Genomic DNA, 22,585 nt, shown 5'->3' on the forward strand with positions numbered 1-22,585 from the left:
GCGACAATCCAAATCCAGGCAAAACACTCGGCTGGCGAAATCGCCAGGGTGCAGTCTTCGTCGCATCCGTCAATGGCACTACCTTTGCAGTCTTTACGCGGTACGATGAAACGCGCTTCGCTCGAGGGCTCGGCCCGGCGCGAAGCAAGACGCGCAACCGGGCTCGCCGGCTGCGCGCGCTGTTCAGGTCTATTGGCCTGGCTTGTAAAGCGTGTCGAAGACGCCGCCATCGCCGAAGAATTTCGGCTGGGCTTCTTTCCAGCCGCCGAAATCTTCAATGGTTACGAGCTTCAGTTCGCCGAACCGCTTGATGTCGGCCGGGTCTGCCGCTGCCGGCTTGAACGGCCGGTAGTAGTGCTTGGCGGCGATCTTCTGGCCGGTATCGCTGTAGAGGTAGCCGAGATAGGCTTCCGCCACCTTGCGGGTGCCCTTGGCATCGACGTTGCCGTCGACGAGGGCCACCGGCGGTTCCGCCTTGATCGAGATCGACGGCGTGACGATCTCGAACTTGTCGGGGCCGAGTTCCTCGAGCGACAGGTAGGCTTCGTTTTCCCAGGCAAGCAGCACGTCGCCGAGGCCACGCTGGACGAAGGTCGTCGTCGAACCACGTGCGCCGGTGTCGAGCACCGGAACGTGCTTGAAGAGCTCCGTTACGTATTCCTGGGCTTTCGCATCGTCACCGCCATTGGCGGAGCGGCCATAGGCCCAGGCAGCGAGGAAGTTCCAGCGCGCGCCGCCCGAGGTCTTCGGGTTCGGCGTGATCACCTGGATATCCGGCTTGACCAGATCGCCCCAGTCCTTGATGCCCTTGGGGTTGCCCTTGCGCACCAGGAACACGATCGTCGAGGTGTAAGGGGCGCTGTTGTTTTCGAACTTCGACTTCCAGTCCGCCGGGATCTTGCCGGTTTCCTTGGCGATCGCGTCGATATCCGCCTCGAGCGCCAGCGTCACGACGTCCGCCTGCAGCCCGTCGATCACCGAGCGGGCCTGCTTGCCCGAACCGCCGTGCGACGTCTGGATCGTCACGGTCTCACCGGTGTCCGCCTTCCACTTCTCGGCAAAGGCAGCATTGAAGTCCTTGTAGAGTTCACGTGTCGGATCGTATGACACGTTCAAGATCGTCGTGTCGGCAAATGCAACACTTGCAGCTCCCAGCTGCAGGCCTCCGAGCACGATTGCCAGTCCCACCATTCCGGTAATTCGTCCAAAGACCATTTCGACCTCCATTGGTTACCAGATAAAACTATCAATTTTGTCGACTGCTACAACGTAAACCGATGATGCCAGAGGCAGCTATGGGGAAATGTCCTATCGTTTTGTCGGGCTTTTCGGGAACGGTTTGCCTGCAACCATTTCGGCGGCGGTGCCAAACCATCGCCAGTAACATGGAGGGCGCGACGCGGCTGTCCAGTGTCATGGCGTCGATTCTACCGTCCGGCATCTCGCGTGCGGAAGGGCACAGGAGATGCATTCGGCGGCAAGACCGATGGCGATGAAAGACGAATTTGTCGGGCAAAACGCTTCAATTCAGCGCTATTCGTTCCCTATGGGGGGTGCTTAGAGCACGTGGCCGCGCGCCACCACCGGCCACACATCCTTCAGTTTATCGCCTTCGACGATATGGACGGCGTCGAACATGTTGGTGACGACGCAGGCGTGGTTCGGCACGATCCTCAGCTGGTCGCCGACCTTCAAGCCGATCGGTCCGTCCGTGACGAGGCGGCCGTGTTCCTCCGACAGCTGGTCGATGCGTATGTCGTCCCGGCCGAGCACGTGGCCGTAGCCGGTGAGGCCGAGCAGATCCGAGGTCAGCACCTTGCTGCCGGCATCGATGATAGCCCGGTTTTCGGAAGGGACCGAGACGACGGTCGCAAGCACCGTCAGCGCGCACTCGTTCCAGCCGGCGACGCCGCGCGAAACCAGCGAGCGGTCGTTGTAGATATAGGTGCCGGGGCGGTACTCGCTGGCAACGGGCGCGCCGTCGGCATGCATCATGCTCGGCGTGCCGCCGGAGGTAATCGCCGGCACGGCAATGCCGTCGGCTTCGATCAGCTGCTTCGCCTCGCTCATGAAGGCCTGGACCTTCGCCTGGCCGTTGACGGGCGGATAGGTCATCAGCCCGCCGAAGACGAGCCCCTTTGCCTCTTCGATCCGGCGGGCGAGCTTGGCGGCCTCTGCCGGGGAGCCGACACCGCAGCGATCGGCGCCGGTGTTGCATTCGACGAACACGCGCAGCGGCTTGTCCTTGCCGGCAAAATAGCCGGCGAGCCCGTCGATGACCGTTTCGCTGTCGGCGACGACCGCGAGCGAAACGCGGTCATTGAGCCGCTCCAGCCGCGCCATCTTGGCGTCGCCGAGAATGTTGTAGGTGATCAGAACGTCCTTGATCCGGTCGCTGCCCGCAACCATCGCTTCCGCCTCGGTGACCTTCTGGCAGGTGATGCCGATGGCGCCGGCTTGAAGCTGAAGCTCGGCCATCTGCGGCAGCTTGTGCGTCTTGATGTGCGGGCGGACGCGAATGCCGTGCACATCCGCATAGGCCTGAAAACGCTCGATGTTACGCTTGGCAATTTCAAGATCGACGAGAACGGCCGGGGTTTCGATCGGCAGGGGCATCGCGACTCAACTCCTCTTGGGCGGCGCAGGATCGGGGCGAAACTACCTCAACTGCCCTTGACAAGATATGACCGCGGGCCTTTGATACGTCAATCCATTATTCAAGATTATGATGCATAGTAATAGAATAATGGTGGGGAGGCTAAAAAAGGGAGGAATGAAATGAGCAAGACCGTTTTTGCAGCGGCTGCCATCGCAGTCATGGCTATGGCCGGTACGGCCGCGGCCCAGGAACCGGCGAGCAAGCTGGACGAAGTGATCGCCCGCGGTCATCTGGTCATGGGCACCGGCAGCACCAATGCGCCGTGGCATTTCAAGAGCGCCGACGACAAGCTGCAGGGCTTCGATGTCGACATGGGCCGTATCATCGCCAAGGCGCTGTTCGGCGATCCGGAAAAGATCGAGTTCGTCAATCAGTCGTCCGACGCCCGCATTCCGAACATCACCACCAACAAGGTGGATATTACCTGCCAGTTCATGACGGTGACCGGTGAGCGCGCGCAGCAGATCGCCTTCACCATTCCCTACTATCGCGAGGGCGTGGGCCTGATGCTGAAGGCCGACGGCAAATATGCCGATTACGCCGCGCTCAAGGCCGCCGGCTCGTCCGTCACCGTATCCGTGCTGCAGAACGTCTATGCCGAGGCGATGGTGCATGCCGCCTTGCCGGAAGCGACGGTCGACCAGTACGAATCCGTCGACCTCATCTATCAGGCGCTGGAATCCGGACGCGCCGACACGGTCGCCACCGACCAGTCGTCGCTCGCCTGGTACATGACCCAGAACCCCAACCGCTACAAGGATGCCGGCTACGGCTGGAACCCGCAGACTTATGCCTGCGGCGTCAAGCGCGGCGACCAGGACTGGCTGAACTTCGTCAACACCGCACTGCACGAGGCGATGACCGGCGTCGAGTTCGACTTCTATGCGAAGTCGTTCAAGACCTGGTTCGGCAAGGACCTTGCTCCGCCGCAGATCGGTTTCCCGGTCGAGTACAAGTAAGCCTCTCCGGGCGATCCCGCCGCCTGCGGGGTCGCTCTCCGTCCTTCGGCATGGGTGGCTGAAACATGGGCTATACTCTGAATTTTTCCGCGGTCTGGCGCTCCTTCGATCTTCTGCTCGAAGGGCTGGCGCTCAGCCTCGGCCTCGCCTTCGCGGCGATCCTTGCGGGCTGCCTGATCGGCCTCGTCACGGCCTTCGGTCTGGTGTCGAAAAACCCGTTCCTGCGCAAGCCGGCCGGTCTCTACGTGACCGTCATCCGCAACACGCCGATCCTGGTTCTGGTGCTGTTCAGTTACTTCGCCTTGCCGCAACTCGGCGTCAGGCTCGGCAAGATCGAGAGCTTCGTGCTGACGCTGGCGATCTATTCCGGCGCCTATCTCGCTGAAGTTTTTCGCGGCGGGCTGCTCTCGGTACCGCCGGGGCAGCGCGAGGCGGGGCTGGCGATCGGGCTCACGGAAATGCAGATCCGCACCTCGATCATCCTGCCCTTGATGCTGCGCAACGTGCTGCCCTCGCTCAGTAGCACGATGATCTCGCTGTTCAAGGATACCTCGCTTGCCGCGGCGATCGCCGTTCCCGAACTCACCTTCGAGGCGCGAAAGATCAACGTCGAGACCTTCCGGGTGATCGAGACCTGGATCGTCGCGAGCTGCCTCTATGTCGCCACCTGTTCGGTGCTTGCCGCCCTGATGCGCGCGGTTGAGCGTCGTCTCTCCGTGCCGAGGTGATCGCGATGGATTTTCCAGCATTTCTCGATCAGCTCTGGCTCGCCCGCATTCCCTTGCTGAAGGGGCTCGGTGTTTCGATCTCGATCTCCTTCCTGTCGATCGTCGTCGGAACGGTACTCGGCGTCTTCGTCGGCCTCGCGCTCACCTATGGCTATCGGCCGGTGCAATGGATCGTGCGCGGCTATACGGATTTCATCCGGGGTACGCCGGTTCTCGTGCTCGTTCTTGCGAGCTACTATGTGCTCAGCACCGTCGGCATCGATCTCGGGCCCTTCCAGGCCGGCATCCTGGCGTTGTCGATCTTCTGCAGCTCCCATGTTGGCGAGCTCGTTCGCGGCGCGCTGCAGGCAATTCCGAAGGGGCAGACGGAGGCGGCGAAGGCCATCGGCCTGACATTTTCGCAGACCTTCGTCTACGTGCTCGGGCCGCAGGCGTTGCGGCAGGCGCTGCCGGCCTGGGTCAATACGGCGGCCGAAATGGTCAAGGCCTCGACGCTTCTGTCGATCATCGGCGTCGCCGAGCTTCTGCTTCGCACCCAGGAGCAGATCTCGCGCAGCTTCATGAGCCTCGAGTTCTACTTCTTCGCCGGCTTCCTCTATTTCGTCATCAACTACAGCATCGAGCGCTTCGGCCGTTACGTCGAACGCAAGACCGCTGTCCCATCCTGAGGCTTCGGCTCCGATGACCCAGACATTGCTTGAAATCCGCGATCTCCACAAACGCTACGGCGCCGTCGAAGTGCTGAAGGGCGTCGACTGCACCATGGCGCAAGGGGAGGTCATCTCCATCATCGGCTCCAGCGGCTCGGGTAAGACGACGATGCTGCGCTGTATCAACATGCTGGAGGAATTCCAGGGCGGCTCGATCCGCATCGACGGCCAGGAGATCGGCTACGAGACCGTGGGCGGGGTGCGCAAACGCAAGAAGGAAAAGGAAATCGCCCGCCAGCGGGCGATGACCGGCATGGCCTTCCAGCAGTTCAACCTCTTCCCGCATATGAGCGCGGCGAGAAACATCATGCTCGGCCTGATGAAGGTCCGCGGCATGGGGCGCGACGAGGCGCGGGCGGTTGCGGAGAAATGGCTGGACCGCGTCGGGCTGCTGTCGCGCATGGATCACTTTCCCGGCCAGCTCTCCGGCGGACAGCAGCAGCGCGTGGCGATCGCCCGGGCGATCGCAATGAACCCGAAGCTGATGCTGTTTGACGAGGTGACTTCGGCGCTCGATCCGGAACTCGTCAACGAGGTGCTGCAGGTGATCAAGGGGCTTGCCGAAGACGGCATGAGCATGCTGCTCGTCACCCACGAAATGCGCTTTGCCTATGAGGTCTCGACGCGGGTGATCTTCATGAACCAGGGGCGCATCGGTGAAGAGGGCAATCCGAAGGAAATGTTCGTGAAGCCGCAGACGGAACGTCTGGCGGAGTTCCTGAAAAGCTCGTCCTTCAACTGATCCGGGTTCTATGATCGGGCCGGCCGCCGCAAAAGCGACGGCCGGCTCTCATTTTCCGCGAAAGGTTCAGCCTTTCGCGAACGACCGGCCGCTTTGCGGATCGAAGAGATGCAGCGCATCCGCCTCGATGGTGAAGGCGCGCTCGTCGCCGGCAAGCAGCGAACTGCGCGGAGGCAGGCAGGCGGTGATGCGCTGGTCACCGATCCGCGCGGTGGTGACGAGTTCCGGGCCGGTCAGTTCAACCACCTCGACACGCGCCTTGAACTGTGGCGCGGCCTCGTCGCCGGAGGCCAGTCTTAGCGCTTCCGGACGGATGCCGACCTTGACGCGCTGACCATCGGAGACCAGGCCGCGAAATTGGGGCGGTAGGGCGATCGCCTGATCACCGCCGGCGATCGTCACCCGACCTTGTGCAACGGTCGCGTCCAGGATGTTCATCGGCGGTGAACCGACGAAGCCGGCGACGTAGAGCGTGGCGGGCCGATCGTAAATCTCTTCCGGCGTTCCCAGTTGCTCGATACGGCCGTCGCGCATGACGGCGATGCGGGTTGCAAGCGTCATCGCCTCGATCTGGTCGTGGGTGACATAGACGACGGTCGTCTTCAGCATCTGGTGCAGGCGCTTGAGTTCGGTGCGCATTTCCATGCGCAGCTTGGCGTCGAGGTTGGAGAGCGGCTCGTCGAAGAGGAAGACCTGCGGATTGCGCACCAGCGCCCGGCCAATGGCGACGCGCTGGCGCTGGCCGCCGGAGAGCTGGCTTGGCTTGCGCTCGAGCAGGTTTTCGATCTGCAGCAGTTTTGCGGTTTCTTTTACCGCCTTCTCGCGTTCGGCGACCGGAACCTTGCGCATCTCCAGGCCGAAGCCGATGTTCCGCGCAACGCTCATGTTCGGGTAGAGCGCATAGGACTGGAACACCATGGCGATGTCGCGGTCCTTCGGATGCGCGCCAAGAATTGAGCGCTCGCCGATGCGGATGTCGCCGCCGCTTGGCTCCGCCAGTCCGGCGATGATGTTGAGAAGCGTGGACTTGCCGCAGCCGGACGAGCCGAGAAGGACGAGGAACTCGCCGCTTTCGAGCGCGATGTCGATGCCCTTCAGCGTCTCAATCTCGCCATAGCGCTTGTGGATGTTCTCTATGGCAAGAGCGCTCATGCGCCGGTCTCCTGAAGGTAGGACGAAAGCGGTTGGCCGTAGCTGCGCGGCAGGGTGGATATCGCCTCGGAGGCGATGGCGACGCCGGTGCGCAGGCAGGCTTCGAGCGGGACTTCGGCTGCAAGTGCCGCGAGGAAGCCGGCATTGAAGACGTCGCCGGCGCCGATCGTATCGACCACGGTGACGACGGGTGCTGCCGCAGATGAAACGCGGCCTTCCGCGTCGATGGCGATCGCGCCGTGCGGGCCGCGCTTGACCACGACGATCGCGTCTTCGGGCATGTGTTTGCGGAGCTCCCGCGCCGCCTCGGTTGGGTCGGAAACGCCTGTCAGGGTCGTCGTCTCGACCTCGTTGAAGAGCGCCAGCCGACAACGCTTCAACCAGCCGATGGTCGCCGCGCAGTTCGCCTCGGTCCAGCCGTCGAGCGGCCAGCCGGTGTCGAGTGCCACTGCAATGTCGTGCGCATCGGCCCACTCGAAGAAGCGGTCATAGTCTGCGGTCAGCGCGTCGGTCAGGAACGAGCCGGTGAGAAGCGCGTAACCGCCGCGCAGTCTTTCGCCGTCGAGCATGGCACGGACTTCCTCGAAATTGAGGAGCGGCAGATGCCCGCGCGTGGTGAAAAAGGTGCGCTCGCCATCGGGATGGGTGATGCCGACGGAGAGCGTGGTTCCGACAGTCTCGACCGGCCAGGCCTTGGATCGCTCGGGAAAGGCCTGCCTCAGCCAGGTGCCGAACTGGTCGTTGCCGACATTGGCGGCGATCGCGTAGTCGACGCCGAGCGCGTCCCAGGCAAGCGCGCTGTTGCCGGCGCAGCCGCCGACGCGCAACTCGTCATGGTCGACGATGATTTCGGTTCCGGCCTTGGGCCAGGGGGCCGCCGGCCCGAGGATGAGGTCGACATTGGCGTTGCCGACCACGGCAAGAGGACGCATCGTTATTCGCTCCGGGTAATCTTGGTCGAGCGCACGGGGGTGCCGGCATTCTCGACGCGGGCCGCCGCAAAGGCGATCATGAAGGATTGGGCGACCGGCAGCATGGCGAAGATCGCCGCCAGGCCGGAAGCCGATGCAAAGGGGATGGTGGTGACGCCATCGATCGCCGCCTCGCCGGACGCGTCGAAGACGACGACCGGCGAACCGGCTTCGGCAGCCGAGATCGCCATGGCGCGAACGAGCCCGGCGGTCGCATCCGCGCCACGGAAGAGAACGACGCCGACCGAAGGGCCGAGCATTTCCATCGGCCCATGCCGAAGCTGGCCGCCTTCGAGCGAGAAGCACGGCAGGCGAGAGAGTTCGGTGAGGCCGAGGCCGATCGCCTCGGCGAGACCCTGCAGACGACGGCCCGAAGTGACGACGGAGCGCACGTCCGTCAGCGCTGCAAGTGCTGCGGACGTATCCGGCGCTTGCGGATTTTCCAATGCGGAAAGCGCGTCGGCGGGATCGTCGCCAAGCGCCGCGAGCACGGCGAGATGCAGGGCGAAGCTGATGGTCAGGCTGCGGGTGGCGGCAAAAGCTTTTTCAGTCCCGCCGACACCGACGAGCGACGGCGCGTTGCTGGCGAGGAAGGAGCCGCCTTCCAGCGTCAGACCGAACGTGTGCGGCGTTCCGCCATTGGTCTCGCCGAACCAGCGCAGCACTTCGGCACTTTCGCCGGACTGAGAAGTGACGAGGATCGTCTTGTCCTCGATCGACAGCGGCTGGCCGAGCTGCTCTGAAAGCGGCAGGGCGACGGCGTCGATGCCATGGGCGCGGTAGAGCGGTTCGACGGCGCGGCCGACGGCATGCGAGCCACCCATGCCAAGCAGGAGGAGTTTGCCGGTCGCCTTCAGCGAGCGGGCGATCTCCGCGGCGCGCGGTGCTGCTCCGCGGACCGAGGCGATGGCGTCGGCCGCCTGGCGCGCCATTTCACGATCGATTGCGACGAGCCCAGCGGGGCGTTCCGAAGTGGTCATAGCCGTCATCCCTTCACACCGCCGCTGGTAAGCCCGGAGATCAGGGCACGTTGCATGACGAGGCCGATCAGGACCGGGGGCAGGGCGGCCAGCACCCCGGCTGTGGCGATCAGCCCGTAATCGGAGACACGGCCGCCGGCGAGATCGGAAATGGCAACCGTAAGCGTTTTGGCGCGCAGATCCGACGTGAAGAGCAGCGCGTAGAAGAATTCGTCCCAGGCGAGCAGGAAGGCAAAGAGGGCCGATGTCGCCATGACGGGTGCCGCGAGCGGCAGGGTAATGAGCCGCAGGATCTGGTCGAGGCGAGCGCCGTCGATCATCGCCGCACTCTCGATTTCCTTGGGAATGGAATCGAAGCCGGATTTCAAGAGCCAGGTGGTGAAGGGTGCGAGAATGGTGAGGTAGACGAGCGCCAGGCCGAACACCGAATTCAGAAGCCCGAGATAGGCAAGCCCCATGTAGAGCGGCACGGCAAGCGCCACCGGCGGCAGCATGTAGGTGGCGATCACCGCATAGAGCGACCAGGAGACATTTGACGTGCGCGACACCGCCCAGGCGGCCGGAATGGCGACCGCGATTGCTGCCAGCGTCGCCATGCCGGCGACCTTCAGGCTGTTGAAAAGCGAAGCGGTAAAGGCCGCACCCGCGCTGTTCTCGATCGTCGACAGCAGCAGCCGGTAGCGCGAAAGGTCGATTTCCTCCGGCCACCAGTTGAGCGGTTTCGCCGAGAGGTCGGCGGCCGACGAAATGCTCATGACGAAGAGCCAAAGGATCGGGGCGAGAATGATCGCCGCCAAGAGCAGTGCCGCCGCATAGACGAAAACGGTAAAGATTGGGCTTTGGCGTTCCATCACGAGGCTCCCGCGGCTTTGCGCACCATGGCCGCGTAGGCGACGGCGAGCACGGTGACAAGCAGGGTTACGATCAGCGCTAACGAGGCGCCGGATCCTGCCCGCTGAAAGGAGAAGGCTTCCTGGTAGACCAGGATCGACAGCGTCCGGGTGCTGTTGGCCGGTCCGCCACGCGTCATCACCCAGATGAGGTCGAAGACCTTGAAGGCCTCGATGGTGCGCAGCACCAGCGCAACCAGCAGCGGGCCTGCCAGATAGGGCATGATGACGTAGCGGAACCGATTGACCGGGCCCGCGCCGTCGACGAGCGAGGCGGCGGTGATGTCGCGCGGTACGGCCTGAAGGGCGGCGAGCGCGATTAGCGCCACCAGCGGAAAGTTCTTCCAGCAGTCGGCGATGATCAGCGCCGTCAGCGCCGAGCTGGGTTCGCCGAGCCAGGAGCGGTAGCTGTCGATCAGGCCGATCTGCGTCAGGGCGGCATTGAGCGCGCCATATTCCGGATTGTAGATCAGCCGCCACAGCGTGGCGTTGACCACGGTCGGGAGCGCCCAGGGCAGGATCATCAGGGCTCTGAGCGCCGTGCGGCCGCGGAATTGCTGGTTGAGCAGCAGGGCTGCGAGCACGCCGAGCACCATTTCCGCCGTGACCGAGACGACCGCGAACCAGGTCGTCGTGATGAACGCACGCTGGAAATTCGAGCCACCAAGCATCTTGGCATAGTTGTCGAAGCCGACGAACGTGCCTTCCGTGCCGACGAGCTTGGCGTCGGTGAAGGAAAGCCTGATCGTGTCGATCAACGGCCAGCCGATGACGGCGATCATCACCGCCAGCAGTGGCAGCATGAGCAGCCATGCGCGCGTTGTTATCCAGGTGCCGGACATAGGATGGAAACCTTCTCGGGCCTAGGGAGCCCCGTCATGCTATCGCATACTGCCCCGGATCGTCATCGACCCAAGCGAATGATGCGCCAAATCAAAGTGTTGAAGCGTGGCGGTGCTGCCGCCAGTTCCCGCGGTCCCCGGGCGGTTTCCCGCCCGGGGCTTGGGAGGGCGGCTCAAAGGCCGCTGTTTTCGGCCGCCGTCTTCAGGGCGTCTTCGGCCGAAGCCTGGCCGAGAAGCGCTTCCTGGATCGCCTGTTGAAGGGCGGTCGAAAGTTCCTGGTACTTCGGGGTCGTCGGACGCGGATACATGGCCGCAAGGCCGAGCTTGGCAGCGCCGATCAGCTCTTCCTGGCCCTTGGTGACGCTGGCATCCTCATAGGACGAGGCCCAGATCGGCAGGCTGAGCTTGGCATAGGCGTTCTGCGTCTGCTGCGAGGTCATGTAGACGATGTACTTCCACGCCTCGTCCGGGCTCTTGCTGGTCGAGGTGACGCCGAGACCCATCGAGCCGTTGACGGCCGAGACTTCGCTCTTGCCGGCCACGCCCGGTGCCGGCACGACGCCGACCTTGCCCGCGACCTTGCTTTCCTTCGGATCGTTGGCGAGGTTGTACATATAGGTCCAGTTGAGCGCGAAGGCAGCTTCGCCGTTCTGGAACACCTTGCGCACGTCCTCCTCCAGGAATTCCTTGGAGTTCGGATTGGTGAGCCCGGAGGTGTAGCTCGTCACCATGTAATTGAGCGCATCAAGACCGCCGCCCGACGTAAAGGCCGGCTTGCCACCGTCGATGAACTTGCCGCCATAGGCGCTGACGAGGGTGGTATAGTCGCAGATCGCGGCTTCCGCCTGCGACCAGCTCCAGGCGATCGGGGTGGCGAGCAGGCCCTTGTCCTTGATGACCTTCGCCTGTTCGGCAAGCTCGTCCCAGGTCTTCGGCGGCGCCTTGATGCCGGCCTTCTCCAGGATTTCCTTGTTGTAGAACAGGTATTTGGTGTCGAGGATCCAAGGCATGCCGTAGCGCTTGCCGTCATATTCGACCGTCGTCCAGGCGCCGGGCAGAACGCCGGACTTCATCTCGTCGGTGATGCGGTCGGTGACGTCGACGAGCACCTTGTTGGCGGCATATTCGGCCGGCCAGATCACGTCGAAGAGCACGACGTCGTAGCCGCCACCGGAACCCTGCGCCAGCACGGTCTTGTCGTGCAGGCCTTCGTAGGGAACGAATTCGAGATTGACCTTCACATCCGGGTTGGCCTTGGTGAAGGCCTCGGTCATGGCGCGCACATCCGCCTCGCTATAGGCGGCCTGGGCCATGAACAGTGCGTTGAGCGTCGTTTCGGCATGCGCGTGGCCAGCAAAGGAGACGCCGGCAAGGGTCGCGCAAAGCAGCGTCGTTCTTATGGATTTCAACATTCCTACCTCCCAATGACATAAGCGTTTCAGATTTCCCGGCATGCCTTATGCGGCACGCCGCATGCGAGAAGTCCGCCTTTCACGAAGCGGCTGTCGACATATCAATTGGAGCGCTCGCGGTGGTCTTGCCGCCGCTGTCGTTCCCCCGAAGCTCTTTTCGGCTTCTATTAAGTCAATTGTCTTGACTTATTTTTTGTTCAATATTCTAACAGTGTCAAGAGGGGTTTTTGGATGAACGATATGCGCCTGATCCGGGCGAAGAGCGGCACCAATCAGGAGGGGACGAGCGCGCATAACCGCCGCGTCATGATCGACGCGTTGCGGCTGAACGGCCAATTGTCCCGCGCTGACCTTGCCCGAGCGACGGCGCTGACCAAGCAGACCGTTTCCAACATCATCGAGGACCTGGAGCGAGACGGGCTGGTCGAGTCGCTGGAGGCCGTGCGCAACGGCCGCGGGCAGCCGTCCACGCCCTACCGGCTGGTGCCGGAAGGCGCGTTTGCGATCGGGTTGCAGATCGACCGGCACGTGACGCGCACGATCGCGGTCGATCTTGTCGGCCGGGTGCTTGCCCGCGGCGAGGCCAACCTGCCGGCCGGCGGACCGGCGACCGGGGTCAGGACCATCCTCGAGCTGATCGAAAAGACCCGCCGCGACCTGACGGCGTTGGCGCCGCATTCGGAGGATCGCCTCGTCGGGCTTGGCGCCGCCATGCCCGGTCCGTTCGGTGTGGACGCCGATGCCGACGACCCGTGGATGATGGCCGCCTGGCAGAACTTTCCGTTGCTCGAAACGCTTGCCGCCGGTACCGGGCTCGATGTCGGCCTGCAGAACGACGCCGCTGCGGCCGCGACCGCCGAGCGCATGGTCGGAGCGGCGCACGGCGTCGATCATGCGATCTGCATTTACTTCGGCTACGGTCTCGGCGCGGGCCTGATCCTCAACGGCGAGCTTTATCGCGGCGCCAACGGCAATGCCGGCGAGATCGGCATGATCCTCAGCCTGCCGCGCGGGGCCAGTTCCGACGAGCGTATGCCGCTCGAACACCGTGCCTCGATCGCGTCGCTGTGCAAGCTTCTCGACCTCGATCCGGCCGACCCGGACCTCTATGCGCGCATTGATGCCGTGGCGGCGAGCCCGGATCACAGCCTGCTTCGCTGGATCGACGCGGCCGCCTTCGAAATGCGCGCGGCTGTCCAGGCGCTGGAAACGATCTTCGACCCGCAGACTGTGATCCTCTGCGGTGGCCTGCCGCCGGGCCTTGCGCGCCTGTTGACCGACGCGATGATGCCGCTGCTGCCGTCGATCGCCGATCGGCGAGACCGCACGCTTCCGAGGCTTCAGGTCGGCTTCACCGACCCCTGGGCGGTGGCGATCGGTGCTGCCGCCGAGCCGATCAGCCGGACCTTTGATCCGCGCTTTTCGGCAATCCTCAAGACCCGGGTCGCCGCCGTCGTCTGACGGCCGGCTTCCGGCGATCAGGTCCGGGGTTCGTCCAGACGGGCAAGTTCCGCAAATTCGGCGCCGAGAAAATCGAGCAGGGCGCGCACGGATGGAAGCAGGCCGCGCCGCGACGGGAAGGCCGCATGAATGATGCCGGCCTTCGGCGCCCAGTCGGGCAAAACGTCCACAAGTGTGCCGTCCTTCAGGTCCTGCCGCACCACCATGGTCGGCAGTTGGCAGATGCCGACGCCGTTGAGCGCGGCGAGCCGCAGGGCCACCATATCCTCTGTCACCAGCCGCGGCCGGTGCCGGACGATCGCGGTCGCGCCGTCGGGGCCGTCGAGCCGCCAGTCGTGGCTCTGGCGATCGGGGTTCCAGGCAAGGCTCGGCAGTCCACCGAGATCCGCCGGTGCTGGCGGGTTGCTCATGCCGGCAAGCAGCCTGGGGCTGGCGACCAGCCTTTGCTTGCTCTCGGCGAACCGCTTGACGACGAGATCGCTTTCCTCGAGCGGCGGGAAGCGCACGCGAATGGCGACATCGATACCTTCGCGCAGGACGTCGACGCGTCGATTGGTGCTTTCGAGCACGACCTCGACCTTCGGGCATTCGGCCATGAAGCGCGCGATCATCTCGCCCACCTGGAAATAGACGACCGACGACGGGCAGCTGACATGAACCACACCCTGCGGTTCGGAGCGGGTGCGGTCGATCATTTCCTGCGCGGCCTCGGCCTCCACCAGCATGGCCACGCAATGACGGTAATATTCGTGCCCGATCTCGGTGATGACGAAGTGGCGCGTCGAGCGCTGCACCAGCCGCACCCCGAGGCGCTCTTCGAGAAGGCCGATGCGACGGCTCAGGCGCGAGCGCGGCATGTTCAATTTGCGGGCCGCGGCGGCAAAGCCGTTCTGCTCGACGACGTCGACGAACAGCTTGAGATCGTTCAAATCCTGCATGGGCGTTTGTCCTGTTTTCAGGACACTATAGACCGGTTTAGCCGTCTACCGCCAGATTTGGTGCACGCATATCTTCCCTCCAACGCTCTCGCTGACTTGGCGAGGCCAAGGAGAAACAGCCATGAGAAAGATACTCGGCATCTTCGGGAATGCGCATCCGCATTGGGTTGGCGATGGCTTCCCGGTTCGTTCGCTGCTGGCGCGTGACCGCGCCGGCGATCATGCGAGCCCCTTCCTGCTGCTCGACTACGCTGGGCCGATGAATTTTGCGCCGGGTGTGACGCCGCGCGGCGTCGGCGTCCATCCGCACCGCGGCTTCGAGACCGTGACCATCGTCTACCAGGGCGAGGTCGACCACCGCGATTCCGCCGGCAATGGCGGCCATATCGGTCCGGGCGACGTACAATGGATGACGGCCGCCGGCGGTATCCTGCACGAGGAGTTCCATTCGGAGCGTTTCACCGGAGAAGGCGGCACGCTTGAAATGGTGCAGCTCTGGGTCAACCTGCCGGCCGCCCACAAGAGTGTCGACCCCGGCTACCAGACGCTGCTCGATCGCGACATTCCGACGGTCAGCCTGCCGGACGGTGCGGGATCGCTGAGGGTGATCGCCGGAAGCTACGCCGGAACGCAGGGACCCGCGCGCACCTACACGCCGCTCAATCTCTGGGACCTGCGCCTGAAGCAGCAGGGTTCGCTCAGCCTTGACCCGCCCGAGGGCCACTCGCTCGGCCTGGCGGTCCTGCGCGGCAACGTGCTCGTCAACGGCAGCGATCTCGTCGGCGAGGCGCAGTTCGTGCTCTTCGGTCGCGACGGTAGCGGCATCACGCTGGACGCCAGTTCGGATGCGACTGCACTCATCCTGGCCGGCGAGCCGATCGACGAACCGGTCGCCATGTACGGCCCCTTCGTCATGAACACCGAGCAGGAAATCAGGCAGGCGATGACGGACTTCCAGTCCGGTCGCTTCGGCAAGATCGCGATCGCCTAGCCCCGGCTCGGCGCACGCACCGGGTCGATGCTCGGATGACCCGCCGGCGGAAGCGATCCGCCTAAAGATCTAGAGCCTCACAAGGAGCAACGGCCGCAAATCAACCGGGCCGTTGTCTCGACACAAACGTCAATCAACAAGGAGCAAGACCATGACCCCTGCAAACTTCAACGGACAGCGCCCGGTAATCGATCCCGATGATGCGGTGATGCTTTTGATCGACCACCAGAGCGGCCTGTTCCAGACTGTCAACGACATGCCGATGCCGAAGCTTCGCGCCCATGCGGCAGCGCTTGCCAGCATGGCGACGCTGACGAAGATGCCGGTCATCACCACCGCCTCCGTGCCACAGGGTCCGAACGGCCCGCTGATCCAGGAAATCCATGCCAATGCGCCGCATGCCAAGTATGTCGCCCGCCGCGGCGAGATCAACGCCTGGGACAATCCGGACTTCGTCGCCGCCGTCAAGGAAACCGGCCGCAAGACCCTGATCATTGCCGGCACGATCACCAGCGTCTGCATGGCCTTCCCGGCGATCAGCGCCGTCCATGAGGGCTACAAGGTGTTCGTCGTCATCGACGCCTCGGGCACCTATTCGAAGATGGCGGAGGAAATCACGCTTGCCCGTGTCGTTCAGGCGGGCGTGGTGCCGATGGATACGGCAGCCGTCGCATCTGAACTGCAGCGCACCTGGCATCGCGACGACGCCCAGCAGTGGGCCGAGATCTACACCAAGATCTTCCCGGAATACCAGTTGCTGATCGAAAGCTACCTCAAGGCCCAGCAGGTCGAGAAGGACCAGGAAAAGCTGGACTCGCAGCGCGGCTAAGATCATCGCGAGAGCAAACGAAGCACCCACGGCAGACATTCTGCCGTGGGTGTTTTGTATTGATGATCAGCGGCGGTCGATTTCCAGGATGGTCTGGAACAGGACCTCGGCGCCGCGGGCGCATTCCTCAGGTGACGTGTATTCCGCCTCGTTGTGCGACAGCCCGTCCTTGGACGGCACGAAGATCATGGCGGTCGGGGTGATCGTCGCGATATGGGCCGCATCATGGCCGGCGCCGGAGACCATGTCGGTCGCCGAATAGCCGAGCGCTCCCGTACTGGCGCGCACGGCGTTCACGATCGTCGGATCGAAAACGACCGGCGCCTTCGACCAGATGTGTTTCAAGGCGACGCCAGGGCCAGCCTTGCGGACAGCGTCTTCAAGAGCCGCCTGCATCTGGTCGAGCCCGGTCTCGGACGGATGGCGCATGTCGATCTGCAGCCGCACGGAACCCGGCACGACATTGCGCGAATTCGGGCCGACCTCGACGAAGCCGACGGTGCCGACGCCCGGCGGGTTCTGGTGGGCGATGTCGCGGACGGCAAGGACGATCTCGGCCGCCGCCACGAGCGCATCGTCGCGCTGCGCCATCGGCGTGCTGCCCGCATGCGCCTCCGTGCCGGTGATGGCGACATCGAACCAGCGCAATCCCTGGATACCGGTGACAACGCCGATTTCGGTCGCCGACGCTTCGAGCAGCGGCCCTTGCTCGATATGGAGCTCGACATAGGCGGCAAAGGAAGCAGGATCGATCGTGGCCTCGCCGCGATAGCCGATCGCATCGAGTGCTGCTCCAACCGCGACACCTTCGCGGTCGGTGCGCGCCTGGGCGTCATCGAGCGCCATCGCGCCGGCAAAGACGCCGGAGCCCAGCATTGCCGGCGAGAAGCGAGAGCCTTCCTCGTTCGTCCAGTTGACGACCACGAGCGGATGGCGGAGCCGGGTGGCGCTTTCCTTGAGCGTGCGCAGGATTTCGACCCCGGCAAGCACGCCGAGAATACCGTCGAAGCGGCCGCCCTGCGGCTGGGTGTCGAGATGGCTGCCGGCGGCGATCGCCGGCAGCGACATGTCCTCGCCTGCATAGGTCGCGAAGATGTTGCCGATGGCGTCGATTTCGACCGTGCAGCCGAGCGCTCGGCATTCGGCAACGTACCAATCGCGGACCTCGCGATCCTCCTCGGTCAATGTCAGTCGCGTGACGCCGCCCTTGTCCGCAGCCCCGAAGCGCGCGGTCGAGACGATATCGGCCCAGAGCCGGTCGCCGTTGGTCGCCGGCGTGTTGATGCGGCTCGGTTCGCTGCGCATGGCTTCCGCGTTCATTTCGACTGCTCCGGCGCGTCCTTGTTGAGCCGGTAGCGGAAATCGCAATGGGACGCGCCCTGCATCACGGTCTGGGTGCGCTCCAGCGTGATGCGCGGATCGTAGCCAGTGCAGAAGACGCCGTCGCGGTTGCAGGACAGCAGGTGTCCGATATGGCCGAGCCCCATCTCGCGATAGGTCTCGGCGTAGCGACAGCGCTTCACGTTGTAGTGGAATTCGTCGTCGGTCGCTTTCGTCACCTCGATGACGAGGGCGTCGTCCTGGGTCCAGAGATCCTGCAGTTCCTGGAAGGTGCGCAGGTTGGTGCCGCCGGGGGTCTTTGCGGCAAAGGTCCGGCCGGCCTCGATCGCGGCCTTGGTGATCGCCTTGTCGAGGATCGCCTGGGCGCGTTCCTCGCCGATCTCCTCGCGCATCGCCTCATAGATCGGCGCGATGATGCCGGCCTCGATACGGCGGCGTGCGAGAATGCCGATCTCGCCGTCTAGCGCCGCGCGTAAATCGGTGTTTTGTTTGTCCGTCTTGTCCATGCAATGCCTCCCTGTCTGCCTCAGGGCAGATCGACAGGGGACAGGATACTACGCCGAACATGCCTCGGTGTTGCAAATCTGTGCCGGAGCTGTTTCTCCAGGTGCAAATTTTTTGCGTCAAAACGCCGTTGTGCAGGAATCGATCGCGAGCTTGTCGAAAAGCAACGAACGACAGGTGCGTGGAAGCGCTGGATCTGCAGCGTGCGATCAGCGCTCGCTGCTTGAAACGAACCAGCGATAGTAGGGATTGTCCGGCTCCACGCGCATCAGCAATTCCATGTCGCGCGCCCACTCGTCGCGATAGCCGGCATAGGCGTTGAGCGAGGCCTGGTAGAACAGCATCAGCCGGTTGTGGGCGTCGCTTACGGATTTTTCGAGCGCGGCGTCGCCGCCGGCAATTGGCGCCTTCGAACGCAGGGCAACGAGGGCCGGAAGCGTGCGCTGCAATTCGTCGGGGCGAACCCAGCTTGCATATTCGATCCGCGGCTGGTCGTCGGTGACGGGAAGGGCGGAACCGGCATAGCGCTCGAGCCCGGCCCGGTCGGTCATCCAGGTGGCGATGAGGTCGGCCGGCCCGGAAACTCCGACCTCGCCAAGCGCTGCCGCAAGCGTCGGGTCGGAGAGCCGGGCGGCGATGCGGGAGGCGTCAAGCTCCTGCGGCTCGAGCGAGCCGACGAGCAGCATCTCGTGCAGTTCGGTCGACCAGAGCGTGGCGTGGGGGAAACTGCCGAGAAAGCTGCGCACGAGCGCGCGGGTGTCCTCGTCGTTCTGGGTGGCGATCGGCAGCCACTGCGCGACCAGGCCGTTCGGCGCGAGGCGCGCGCGCGCCAGAGCGTAGAAGTCGGAAGAGTAGAGATTGACGACGCCGGCGGCGGACGGCGGCGGCGGTTCGAGCGTGATGAGGTCGTAGTGCTCTTGGCTGCGCATCAGTTCGCGCCGCCCGTCGGCGACACGCACGTCGAGGCGGCTATCGCCGGCCGCATTGAAGTTGCCGGCAAAGAGCGCCGAGGCGCGGGCGACCGAGGGCAGGAGTTCGGCGGCAACGCGCCGGTCGAGACCGGGATAGGCAAGCAAAGAACCGGCGGTGATGCCTGTGCCGAGGCCAATGACGAGAGCCGATTTCGGTTCGCCCTTATGAATGACCAGCGGCAACAGCGCCTGCAGCCGCATGTAGCGCAGCGACGGCATGGCGTCGCCGGTGTTGGAAACGCCCTGGATGTAGAGCCGGCGGAAGCGGCGGTCGGGCTGGCCCTGCTCGATGACGGCGACGGTCGCGCCGAGGCCCTCCTCATAGGAAACGATCGTGCCGTTGCCGCGCGACAGGTTGAGCAGGTTCGCCAGCCGGTCCGACGGCACGACGAGGGCGATCATCACGGTGAGGACGCCGAGCGCCGGTGCGAGAAGCCGCCGACTGGTCCAACCGCCTTGTCCGCGGCTGACGGCGACAAGGCCGATTGCGGCTGCGGCCACGGCGAGAACGGCAAAGCTCCGGACAATGCCGAGGGACGGGATCAGCACGAAGCCGGTCAGAAGCGTGCCGAAGATGCCGCCGAGCGTGTTGAGCGCCAGAACCCGGCCGGTATCGCGGCCGGCATGTTGCGGATCGACCGCGAGCCTGAGGGCGACCGGGAAGGCGGCGCCGAGGATCAGCGTCGGAACGAAGACGATCGTCAGCGCGGCAACGAGGAACCGCGCGCACATGCCCGCAAAGATGCTGCCGGTAAGGCCGGCGACGGCGGCCTCGGCGCTGGTCTGCAGCGTGGTCAGCCAGGGGCCGAGCAATGCGAGTTCGGCAAGCGCAACCAGGCCGGCAAGCGTGATCAGCAGGCCGAAACTACTCCAGGGATCGGAGAGACGCTCGCTCCGGCGCGCGAAAAGGGCGGCGCCGAGGGCAAGGCCGGCCAGATAGGTGGCAAGCACCACCGAAAAGGCGAAGGAGCGGGTAGAGATGAATTGCACGATCGCTTGCGACCAGGCAACTTCATACCCAAGGGCGATACCGCCGGCGACCGCATAAAGGACGAGCGCCAGCCGCGAACCGCCGGCGCTACGCGTTTCCGCAGGCAGCGCCCCTTGAACGGGTTCTCGGGCGGCTGGGGTGTTCAGGGAAAGCGCGATCGCTGCGGCGACAAGGCCGAGCCCCGCGGCCGCGAGCCCGGTCGCCTGAACGCCGAGGGCCGGAATGAGAACGAAGGAGACCGCAAGGCAGCCAGCGATCGCGCCGAGCGTATTGGCGGCATAGAGCCGGCCGCCCTTTGCCGCGACCCCGCCCGGAGCTGCATTCAGCGCCCGCAGCAGCACCGGCAGGGTGCCGCCCATCAGGAACGCTGGCGAAGCCACGATCAGGATCAGCAGGGCCCAGGCGGCGAGCGGGCTGGTGCCCTCGATCACGACGAAGACCGGCGCAATCCTGGAAAGGATGAAGGTAACGCCGGCGCCGAGCAGGGCGACGCCGGTTTCAAGCAGGGCATAAAGGCGGAGCGGCTGTCGGGAACGGTCGCCGGCGCGGCCAAGGACAAAACTGCCGAGCGCAAGGCCGAGGAAGAAGGCGCTGACCCCGGTGCTGACCGCATAGACATCGACGCCGGTGACCAGCGAAAGCTGCTTGATCCAGAGCACCTGGAAGACCAGGGCGGCCGTGCCGGAGAGGAAGAGCATGAATGCAGCGGCTGCCGGAGCGAAGTGCGTCCGCTCTGCCGCCACGGCATCTTCATTCGATGCCTCCATGGCAACCGTTCGAGCGGGCGGAATGGTCTTCGTCATTGCGGCACGCCATCTCTAGCAAAGGCAGAAAGGAAGGCGGCGCAGGGCGCGCCGCCTCCGAGAGTGTTATTGAGCCGGTTGCGACTTCGCCAGGATCTCGTCGATCTTCTGGTGCACGCTTTCTTCGATCTGGTCGACCGAGAAGCTTGCCGGCTTCTGGCTCGGCGGATACTCGATGAAGGTCTCGAGGAAGGTTGCGGTCCGCGCCACGGCCTGGGCGGTCAGGTAGACGTTCTTCGTTCGCCAGTCGTTGTACTGGTCGGAAACGATATCGGCCCGCTCATAGGGGTCCATGCGCAAGTTAAAGATCTTCGGAACACGCAGGCAGGTGAAAGGATCCTGCCAGACGTCGAAGCCGCCGGGCTTGCGCATTTCGCAGAAGACATACTTCCAGTTTTCGAAGCGCATGCCAACGAGTTTGGCGTCGTCGTTGAAATAGTAGAACTCGCTGCGCGCACTCTTCGGCTGCTCGCCGGTTAGGTAGGGCAACTGGTTGAAGCCGTCGAGGTGAACCTTGAACTCCTTGTCGCCAAGCTTGGTGCCCTTCAGCAACCGGTCCTTGATGTCCTTGTCGCCGGCAGCCGCCAGCAGCGTCGGGAACCAGTCGAGGCCGGAAACCATCTCGTTGGAGATGCCAGGTTTGATCTTGCCGGGCCAGCGGATCATCGCCGGTACGCGGAACGCGCCTTCCCAGTTCGAATCCTTTTCGCTGCGGAACGGAGTGGTCGCCGCATCCGGCCAGGAGAACTGGTTCGGGCCGTTGTCGGTCGTGTAGACGACGATGGTGTTGTCGGCGATCTTCAATTCGTCGAGCAGGTTGAGCAGCTTGCCGACGTCGCCGTCATGCTCGACCATGCCGTCGGCATAGTCGTTGCCGGGCATGCCGCTCTGGCCTTGGTACTCAGGGCGGATGTGGGTGAACATGTGCATCCGCGTGGTGTTCATCCAGGTGAAGAACGGCTTTTTCGCTTCCGTCTGCTTCTTGATGAACTCCATCGCGGCCGCGGTGGTTTCGTCGTCGATGGTCTCCATGCGCTTGGTGTTCAAGGCGCCGGTATCTTCCACCTTGCCGTCGGCGAAAGAGTGCAGCACGCCGCGCGGCGCATAGGCCTTGAGGAAGGCCGGATCGTCCTTCGGCCAATAGGGCCGTTCGGGCTCTTCCTCGGCGTTCAGGTGATAGAGGTTGCCGAAGAACTCGTCGAAGCCGTGCGCTGTCGGCAGGAAGCGGTCCTGGTCGCCAAGGTGGTTCTTGCCGAACTGGCCGGTGGCATAGCCGAGCGGCTTCAGCGCCTGGGCAATGGTCACGTCGCGGTCCTGGATGCCAACCGGCGCGCCGGGAATGCCGACTTTCGACATGCCGGTGCGCAGCACCGTCTGGCCGGTAATGAAGGTCGACCGACCGGCGGTGCAACTGTTTTCGGCATAGTAATCGGTGAACATCACGCCGTCGCGGGCGATCCGGTCAATGTTCGGTGTCTTGTAGCCCATGACGCCGAAGGAATAGGCGCTGATGTTGGTCTGGCCGATATCGTCGCCGAAGATCACAAGAATGTTGGGTTTCGCCGCGTCCTGCGCGAAGGCCGGCAGCGCGGAGGCGGAAATCGTCGACATCAGCACGGTGCCGGCGAGCGCCAGCGCCTTCGGTTTCGCGGCATGCCCGATGGTACACGCGGCGAGCCGGCCAAGCCGGTTCTTCAGATCGATACTCATC

20 protein-coding genes are annotated in these 22,585 nt (G+C 64.1%); 7 read left to right on the plus strand and 13 right to left on the minus strand.

Annotation, left to right across the window (positions count from 1 at the left end; genetic code table 11):
* Nucleotides 1-189: 189 nt before the first annotated feature.
* Together L981_RS07805 and L981_RS07810 are read right to left on the minus strand one after the other, a co-directional pair.
* Nucleotides 190-1,227 carry a sulfate ABC transporter substrate-binding protein gene (locus tag L981_RS07805; RefSeq protein ID WP_371258846.1) on the minus strand — a complete coding sequence of 346 codons (1,038 nt, stop codon included), beginning with the start codon at nucleotides 1,225-1,227 and terminating at the stop codon, nucleotides 190-192.
* Nucleotides 1,228-1,557: 330 nt separating this feature from the next.
* Nucleotides 1,558-2,616 (minus strand): D-TA family PLP-dependent enzyme, encoded by a 1,059-nt coding sequence (locus tag L981_RS07810; protein ID WP_043613626.1) that lies wholly within the window; start codon nucleotides 2,614-2,616, stop codon nucleotides 1,558-1,560.
* Nucleotides 2,617-2,778: 162 nt separating this feature from the next.
* On the opposite strand from L981_RS07810, the gene L981_RS07815 reads away from it, so the two are divergent.
* From L981_RS07815 to L981_RS07830, 4 genes are all read left to right on the plus strand, one after another.
* On the plus strand, nucleotides 2,779-3,618 hold the full coding sequence (locus L981_RS07815) for a transporter substrate-binding domain-containing protein (protein WP_052201656.1): 840 nt from the start codon (nucleotides 2,779-2,781) through the stop codon (nucleotides 3,616-3,618).
* Nucleotides 3,619-3,683: 65 nt separating this feature from the next.
* Nucleotides 3,684-4,346: an amino acid ABC transporter permease gene (locus L981_RS07820; RefSeq protein ID WP_043613628.1), complete on the plus strand. Its 663-nt coding sequence runs from the start codon at nucleotides 3,684-3,686 to the stop codon at nucleotides 4,344-4,346.
* 5 nt (nucleotides 4,347-4,351) lie between these two features.
* Nucleotides 4,352-5,014: an amino acid ABC transporter permease gene (locus L981_RS07825; RefSeq protein ID WP_043613630.1), complete on the plus strand. Its 663-nt coding sequence runs from the start codon at nucleotides 4,352-4,354 to the stop codon at nucleotides 5,012-5,014.
* Nucleotides 5,015-5,027: 13 nt separating this feature from the next.
* On the plus strand, nucleotides 5,028-5,798 hold the full coding sequence (locus L981_RS07830; protein ID WP_043613632.1) for an amino acid ABC transporter ATP-binding protein: 771 nt from the start codon (nucleotides 5,028-5,030) through the stop codon (nucleotides 5,796-5,798).
* A gap of 66 nt (nucleotides 5,799-5,864) precedes the next feature.
* On the opposite strand, the gene L981_RS07835 is transcribed toward L981_RS07830, so the two are convergent.
* The 6 genes from L981_RS07835 to L981_RS07860 form a co-directional block, all read right to left on the minus strand.
* Nucleotides 5,865-6,950: an ABC transporter ATP-binding protein gene (locus L981_RS07835; RefSeq protein ID WP_043613634.1), complete on the minus strand. Its 1,086-nt coding sequence runs from the start codon at nucleotides 6,948-6,950 to the stop codon at nucleotides 5,865-5,867.
* The gene (locus tag L981_RS07840; protein ID WP_043613636.1) at nucleotides 6,947-7,882 is read right to left on the minus strand and encodes a PfkB family carbohydrate kinase; all 936 of its coding nucleotides are present in this window, start codon (nucleotides 7,880-7,882) and stop codon (nucleotides 6,947-6,949) included. Before L981_RS07840 ends, L981_RS07835 begins: the two co-directional genes overlap by 4 nt.
* A 2-nt stretch (nucleotides 7,883-7,884) precedes the next feature.
* On the minus strand, nucleotides 7,885-8,910 hold the full coding sequence (locus tag L981_RS07845) for an SIS domain-containing protein (protein WP_043613638.1): 1,026 nt from the start codon (nucleotides 8,908-8,910) through the stop codon (nucleotides 7,885-7,887).
* On the minus strand, nucleotides 8,907-9,752 hold the full coding sequence (locus L981_RS07850; RefSeq protein WP_043613640.1) for a carbohydrate ABC transporter permease: 846 nt from the start codon (nucleotides 9,750-9,752) through the stop codon (nucleotides 8,907-8,909). Before L981_RS07850 ends, L981_RS07845 begins: the two co-directional genes overlap by 4 nt.
* Nucleotides 9,752-10,633: a carbohydrate ABC transporter permease gene (locus L981_RS07855; protein WP_043613642.1), complete on the minus strand. Its 882-nt coding sequence runs from the start codon at nucleotides 10,631-10,633 to the stop codon at nucleotides 9,752-9,754. The genes L981_RS07850 and L981_RS07855 overlap by 1 nt, the downstream gene beginning before the upstream one ends.
* A 173-nt stretch (nucleotides 10,634-10,806) precedes the next feature.
* Nucleotides 10,807-12,045: an extracellular solute-binding protein gene (locus L981_RS07860; protein WP_043613644.1), complete on the minus strand. Its 1,239-nt coding sequence runs from the start codon at nucleotides 12,043-12,045 to the stop codon at nucleotides 10,807-10,809.
* A gap of 231 nt (nucleotides 12,046-12,276) precedes the next feature.
* Here L981_RS07860 and L981_RS07865 point away from each other — a divergent pair, with 231 nt between their 5' ends.
* Nucleotides 12,277-13,506: an ROK family transcriptional regulator gene (locus L981_RS07865; RefSeq protein WP_043613646.1), complete on the plus strand. Its 1,230-nt coding sequence runs from the start codon at nucleotides 12,277-12,279 to the stop codon at nucleotides 13,504-13,506.
* Nucleotides 13,507-13,523: 17 nt separating this feature from the next.
* Here the strand turns inward: L981_RS07865 and L981_RS07870 are convergent, their stop codons facing one another.
* Nucleotides 13,524-14,444 carry a LysR family transcriptional regulator gene (locus L981_RS07870; RefSeq protein WP_043613648.1) on the minus strand — a complete coding sequence of 307 codons (921 nt, stop codon included), beginning with the start codon at nucleotides 14,442-14,444 and terminating at the stop codon, nucleotides 13,524-13,526.
* A gap of 121 nt (nucleotides 14,445-14,565) precedes the next feature.
* Between L981_RS07870 and L981_RS07875 the strand changes: the two genes are divergently transcribed.
* Together L981_RS07875 and L981_RS07880 are read left to right on the plus strand one after the other, a co-directional pair.
* Nucleotides 14,566-15,435 (plus strand): pirin family protein, encoded by an 870-nt coding sequence (locus L981_RS07875; RefSeq protein ID WP_043613650.1) that lies wholly within the window; start codon nucleotides 14,566-14,568, stop codon nucleotides 15,433-15,435.
* 151 nt (nucleotides 15,436-15,586) lie between these two features.
* Complete coding sequence (locus L981_RS07880; RefSeq protein WP_043613652.1) at nucleotides 15,587-16,264, plus strand: isochorismatase family protein; 678 nt, start codon at nucleotides 15,587-15,589, stop codon at nucleotides 16,262-16,264.
* A 66-nt stretch (nucleotides 16,265-16,330) separates the two neighbouring features.
* Here L981_RS07880 and L981_RS07885 read toward each other — a convergent pair whose 3' ends face one another.
* The 4 genes from L981_RS07885 to L981_RS07900 form a co-directional block, all read right to left on the minus strand.
* On the minus strand, nucleotides 16,331-17,584 hold the full coding sequence (locus L981_RS07885) for a Zn-dependent hydrolase (RefSeq protein WP_043613654.1): 1,254 nt from the start codon (nucleotides 17,582-17,584) through the stop codon (nucleotides 16,331-16,333).
* Complete coding sequence (locus tag L981_RS07890; protein ID WP_043613656.1) at nucleotides 17,581-18,111, minus strand: L-2-amino-thiazoline-4-carboxylic acid hydrolase; 531 nt, start codon at nucleotides 18,109-18,111, stop codon at nucleotides 17,581-17,583. Before L981_RS07890 ends, L981_RS07885 begins: the two co-directional genes overlap by 4 nt.
* 207 nt (nucleotides 18,112-18,318) lie before the next feature.
* The gene (locus tag L981_RS07895) at nucleotides 18,319-20,874 is read right to left on the minus strand and encodes a fused MFS/spermidine synthase (RefSeq protein WP_245281604.1); all 2,556 of its coding nucleotides are present in this window, start codon (nucleotides 20,872-20,874) and stop codon (nucleotides 18,319-18,321) included.
* Nucleotides 20,875-20,940: 66 nt separating this feature from the next.
* Nucleotides 20,941-22,584, minus strand: a complete 1,644-nt coding sequence (locus L981_RS07900; protein WP_082005933.1) for an arylsulfatase — start codon at nucleotides 22,582-22,584, stop codon at nucleotides 20,941-20,943.
* Nucleotide 22,585 lies beyond the last annotated feature (1 nt).

Source organism: Ensifer sp. ZNC0028 (assembly GCF_000799055.1).
Classification (GTDB): Bacteria; Pseudomonadota; Alphaproteobacteria; order Rhizobiales; family Rhizobiaceae; genus Ensifer.

Coding starts and splice junctions, on each gene's coding strand:
- L981_RS07850 (WP_043613640.1), bottom strand. CDS start 9,752: ATGGAACGCCAAAGCCCAATCTTTACCGTTTTCGTCTATGCGGCGGCA.
- L981_RS07885 (WP_043613654.1), bottom strand. CDS start 17,584: ATGAACGCGGAAGCCATGCGCAGCGAACCGAGCCGCATCAACACGCCG.
- L981_RS07855 (WP_043613642.1), bottom strand. CDS start 10,633: ATGTCCGGCACCTGGATAACAACGCGCGCATGGCTGCTCATGCTGCCA.
- L981_RS07900 (WP_082005933.1), bottom strand. CDS start 22,584: ATGAGTATCGATCTGAAGAACCGGCTTGGCCGGCTCGCCGCGTGTACC.
- L981_RS07880 (WP_043613652.1), top strand. CDS start 15,587: ATGACCCCTGCAAACTTCAACGGACAGCGCCCGGTAATCGATCCCGAT.
- L981_RS07845 (WP_043613638.1), bottom strand. CDS start 8,910: ATGACGGCTATGACCACTTCGGAACGCCCCGCTGGGCTCGTCGCAATC.
- L981_RS07825 (WP_043613630.1), top strand. CDS start 4,352: ATGGATTTTCCAGCATTTCTCGATCAGCTCTGGCTCGCCCGCATTCCC.
- L981_RS07835 (WP_043613634.1), bottom strand. CDS start 6,950: ATGAGCGCTCTTGCCATAGAGAACATCCACAAGCGCTATGGCGAGATT.
- L981_RS07810 (WP_043613626.1), bottom strand. CDS start 2,616: ATGCCCCTGCCGATCGAAACCCCGGCCGTTCTCGTCGATCTTGAAATT.
- L981_RS07805 (WP_371258846.1), bottom strand. CDS start 1,227: ATGGAGGTCGAAATGGTCTTTGGACGAATTACCGGAATGGTGGGACTG.
- L981_RS07820 (WP_043613628.1), top strand. CDS start 3,684: ATGGGCTATACTCTGAATTTTTCCGCGGTCTGGCGCTCCTTCGATCTT.
- L981_RS07865 (WP_043613646.1), top strand. CDS start 12,277: ATGAACGATATGCGCCTGATCCGGGCGAAGAGCGGCACCAATCAGGAG.
- L981_RS07895 (WP_245281604.1), bottom strand. CDS start 20,874: ATGACGAAGACCATTCCGCCCGCTCGAACGGTTGCCATGGAGGCATCG.
- L981_RS07815 (WP_052201656.1), top strand. CDS start 2,779: ATGAGCAAGACCGTTTTTGCAGCGGCTGCCATCGCAGTCATGGCTATG.
- L981_RS07875 (WP_043613650.1), top strand. CDS start 14,566: ATGAGAAAGATACTCGGCATCTTCGGGAATGCGCATCCGCATTGGGTT.
- L981_RS07860 (WP_043613644.1), bottom strand. CDS start 12,045: ATGTTGAAATCCATAAGAACGACGCTGCTTTGCGCGACCCTTGCCGGC.
- L981_RS07870 (WP_043613648.1), bottom strand. CDS start 14,444: ATGCAGGATTTGAACGATCTCAAGCTGTTCGTCGACGTCGTCGAGCAG.
- L981_RS07830 (WP_043613632.1), top strand. CDS start 5,028: ATGACCCAGACATTGCTTGAAATCCGCGATCTCCACAAACGCTACGGC.
- L981_RS07840 (WP_043613636.1), bottom strand. CDS start 7,882: ATGCGTCCTCTTGCCGTGGTCGGCAACGCCAATGTCGACCTCATCCTC.
- L981_RS07890 (WP_043613656.1), bottom strand. CDS start 18,111: ATGGACAAGACGGACAAACAAAACACCGATTTACGCGCGGCGCTAGAC.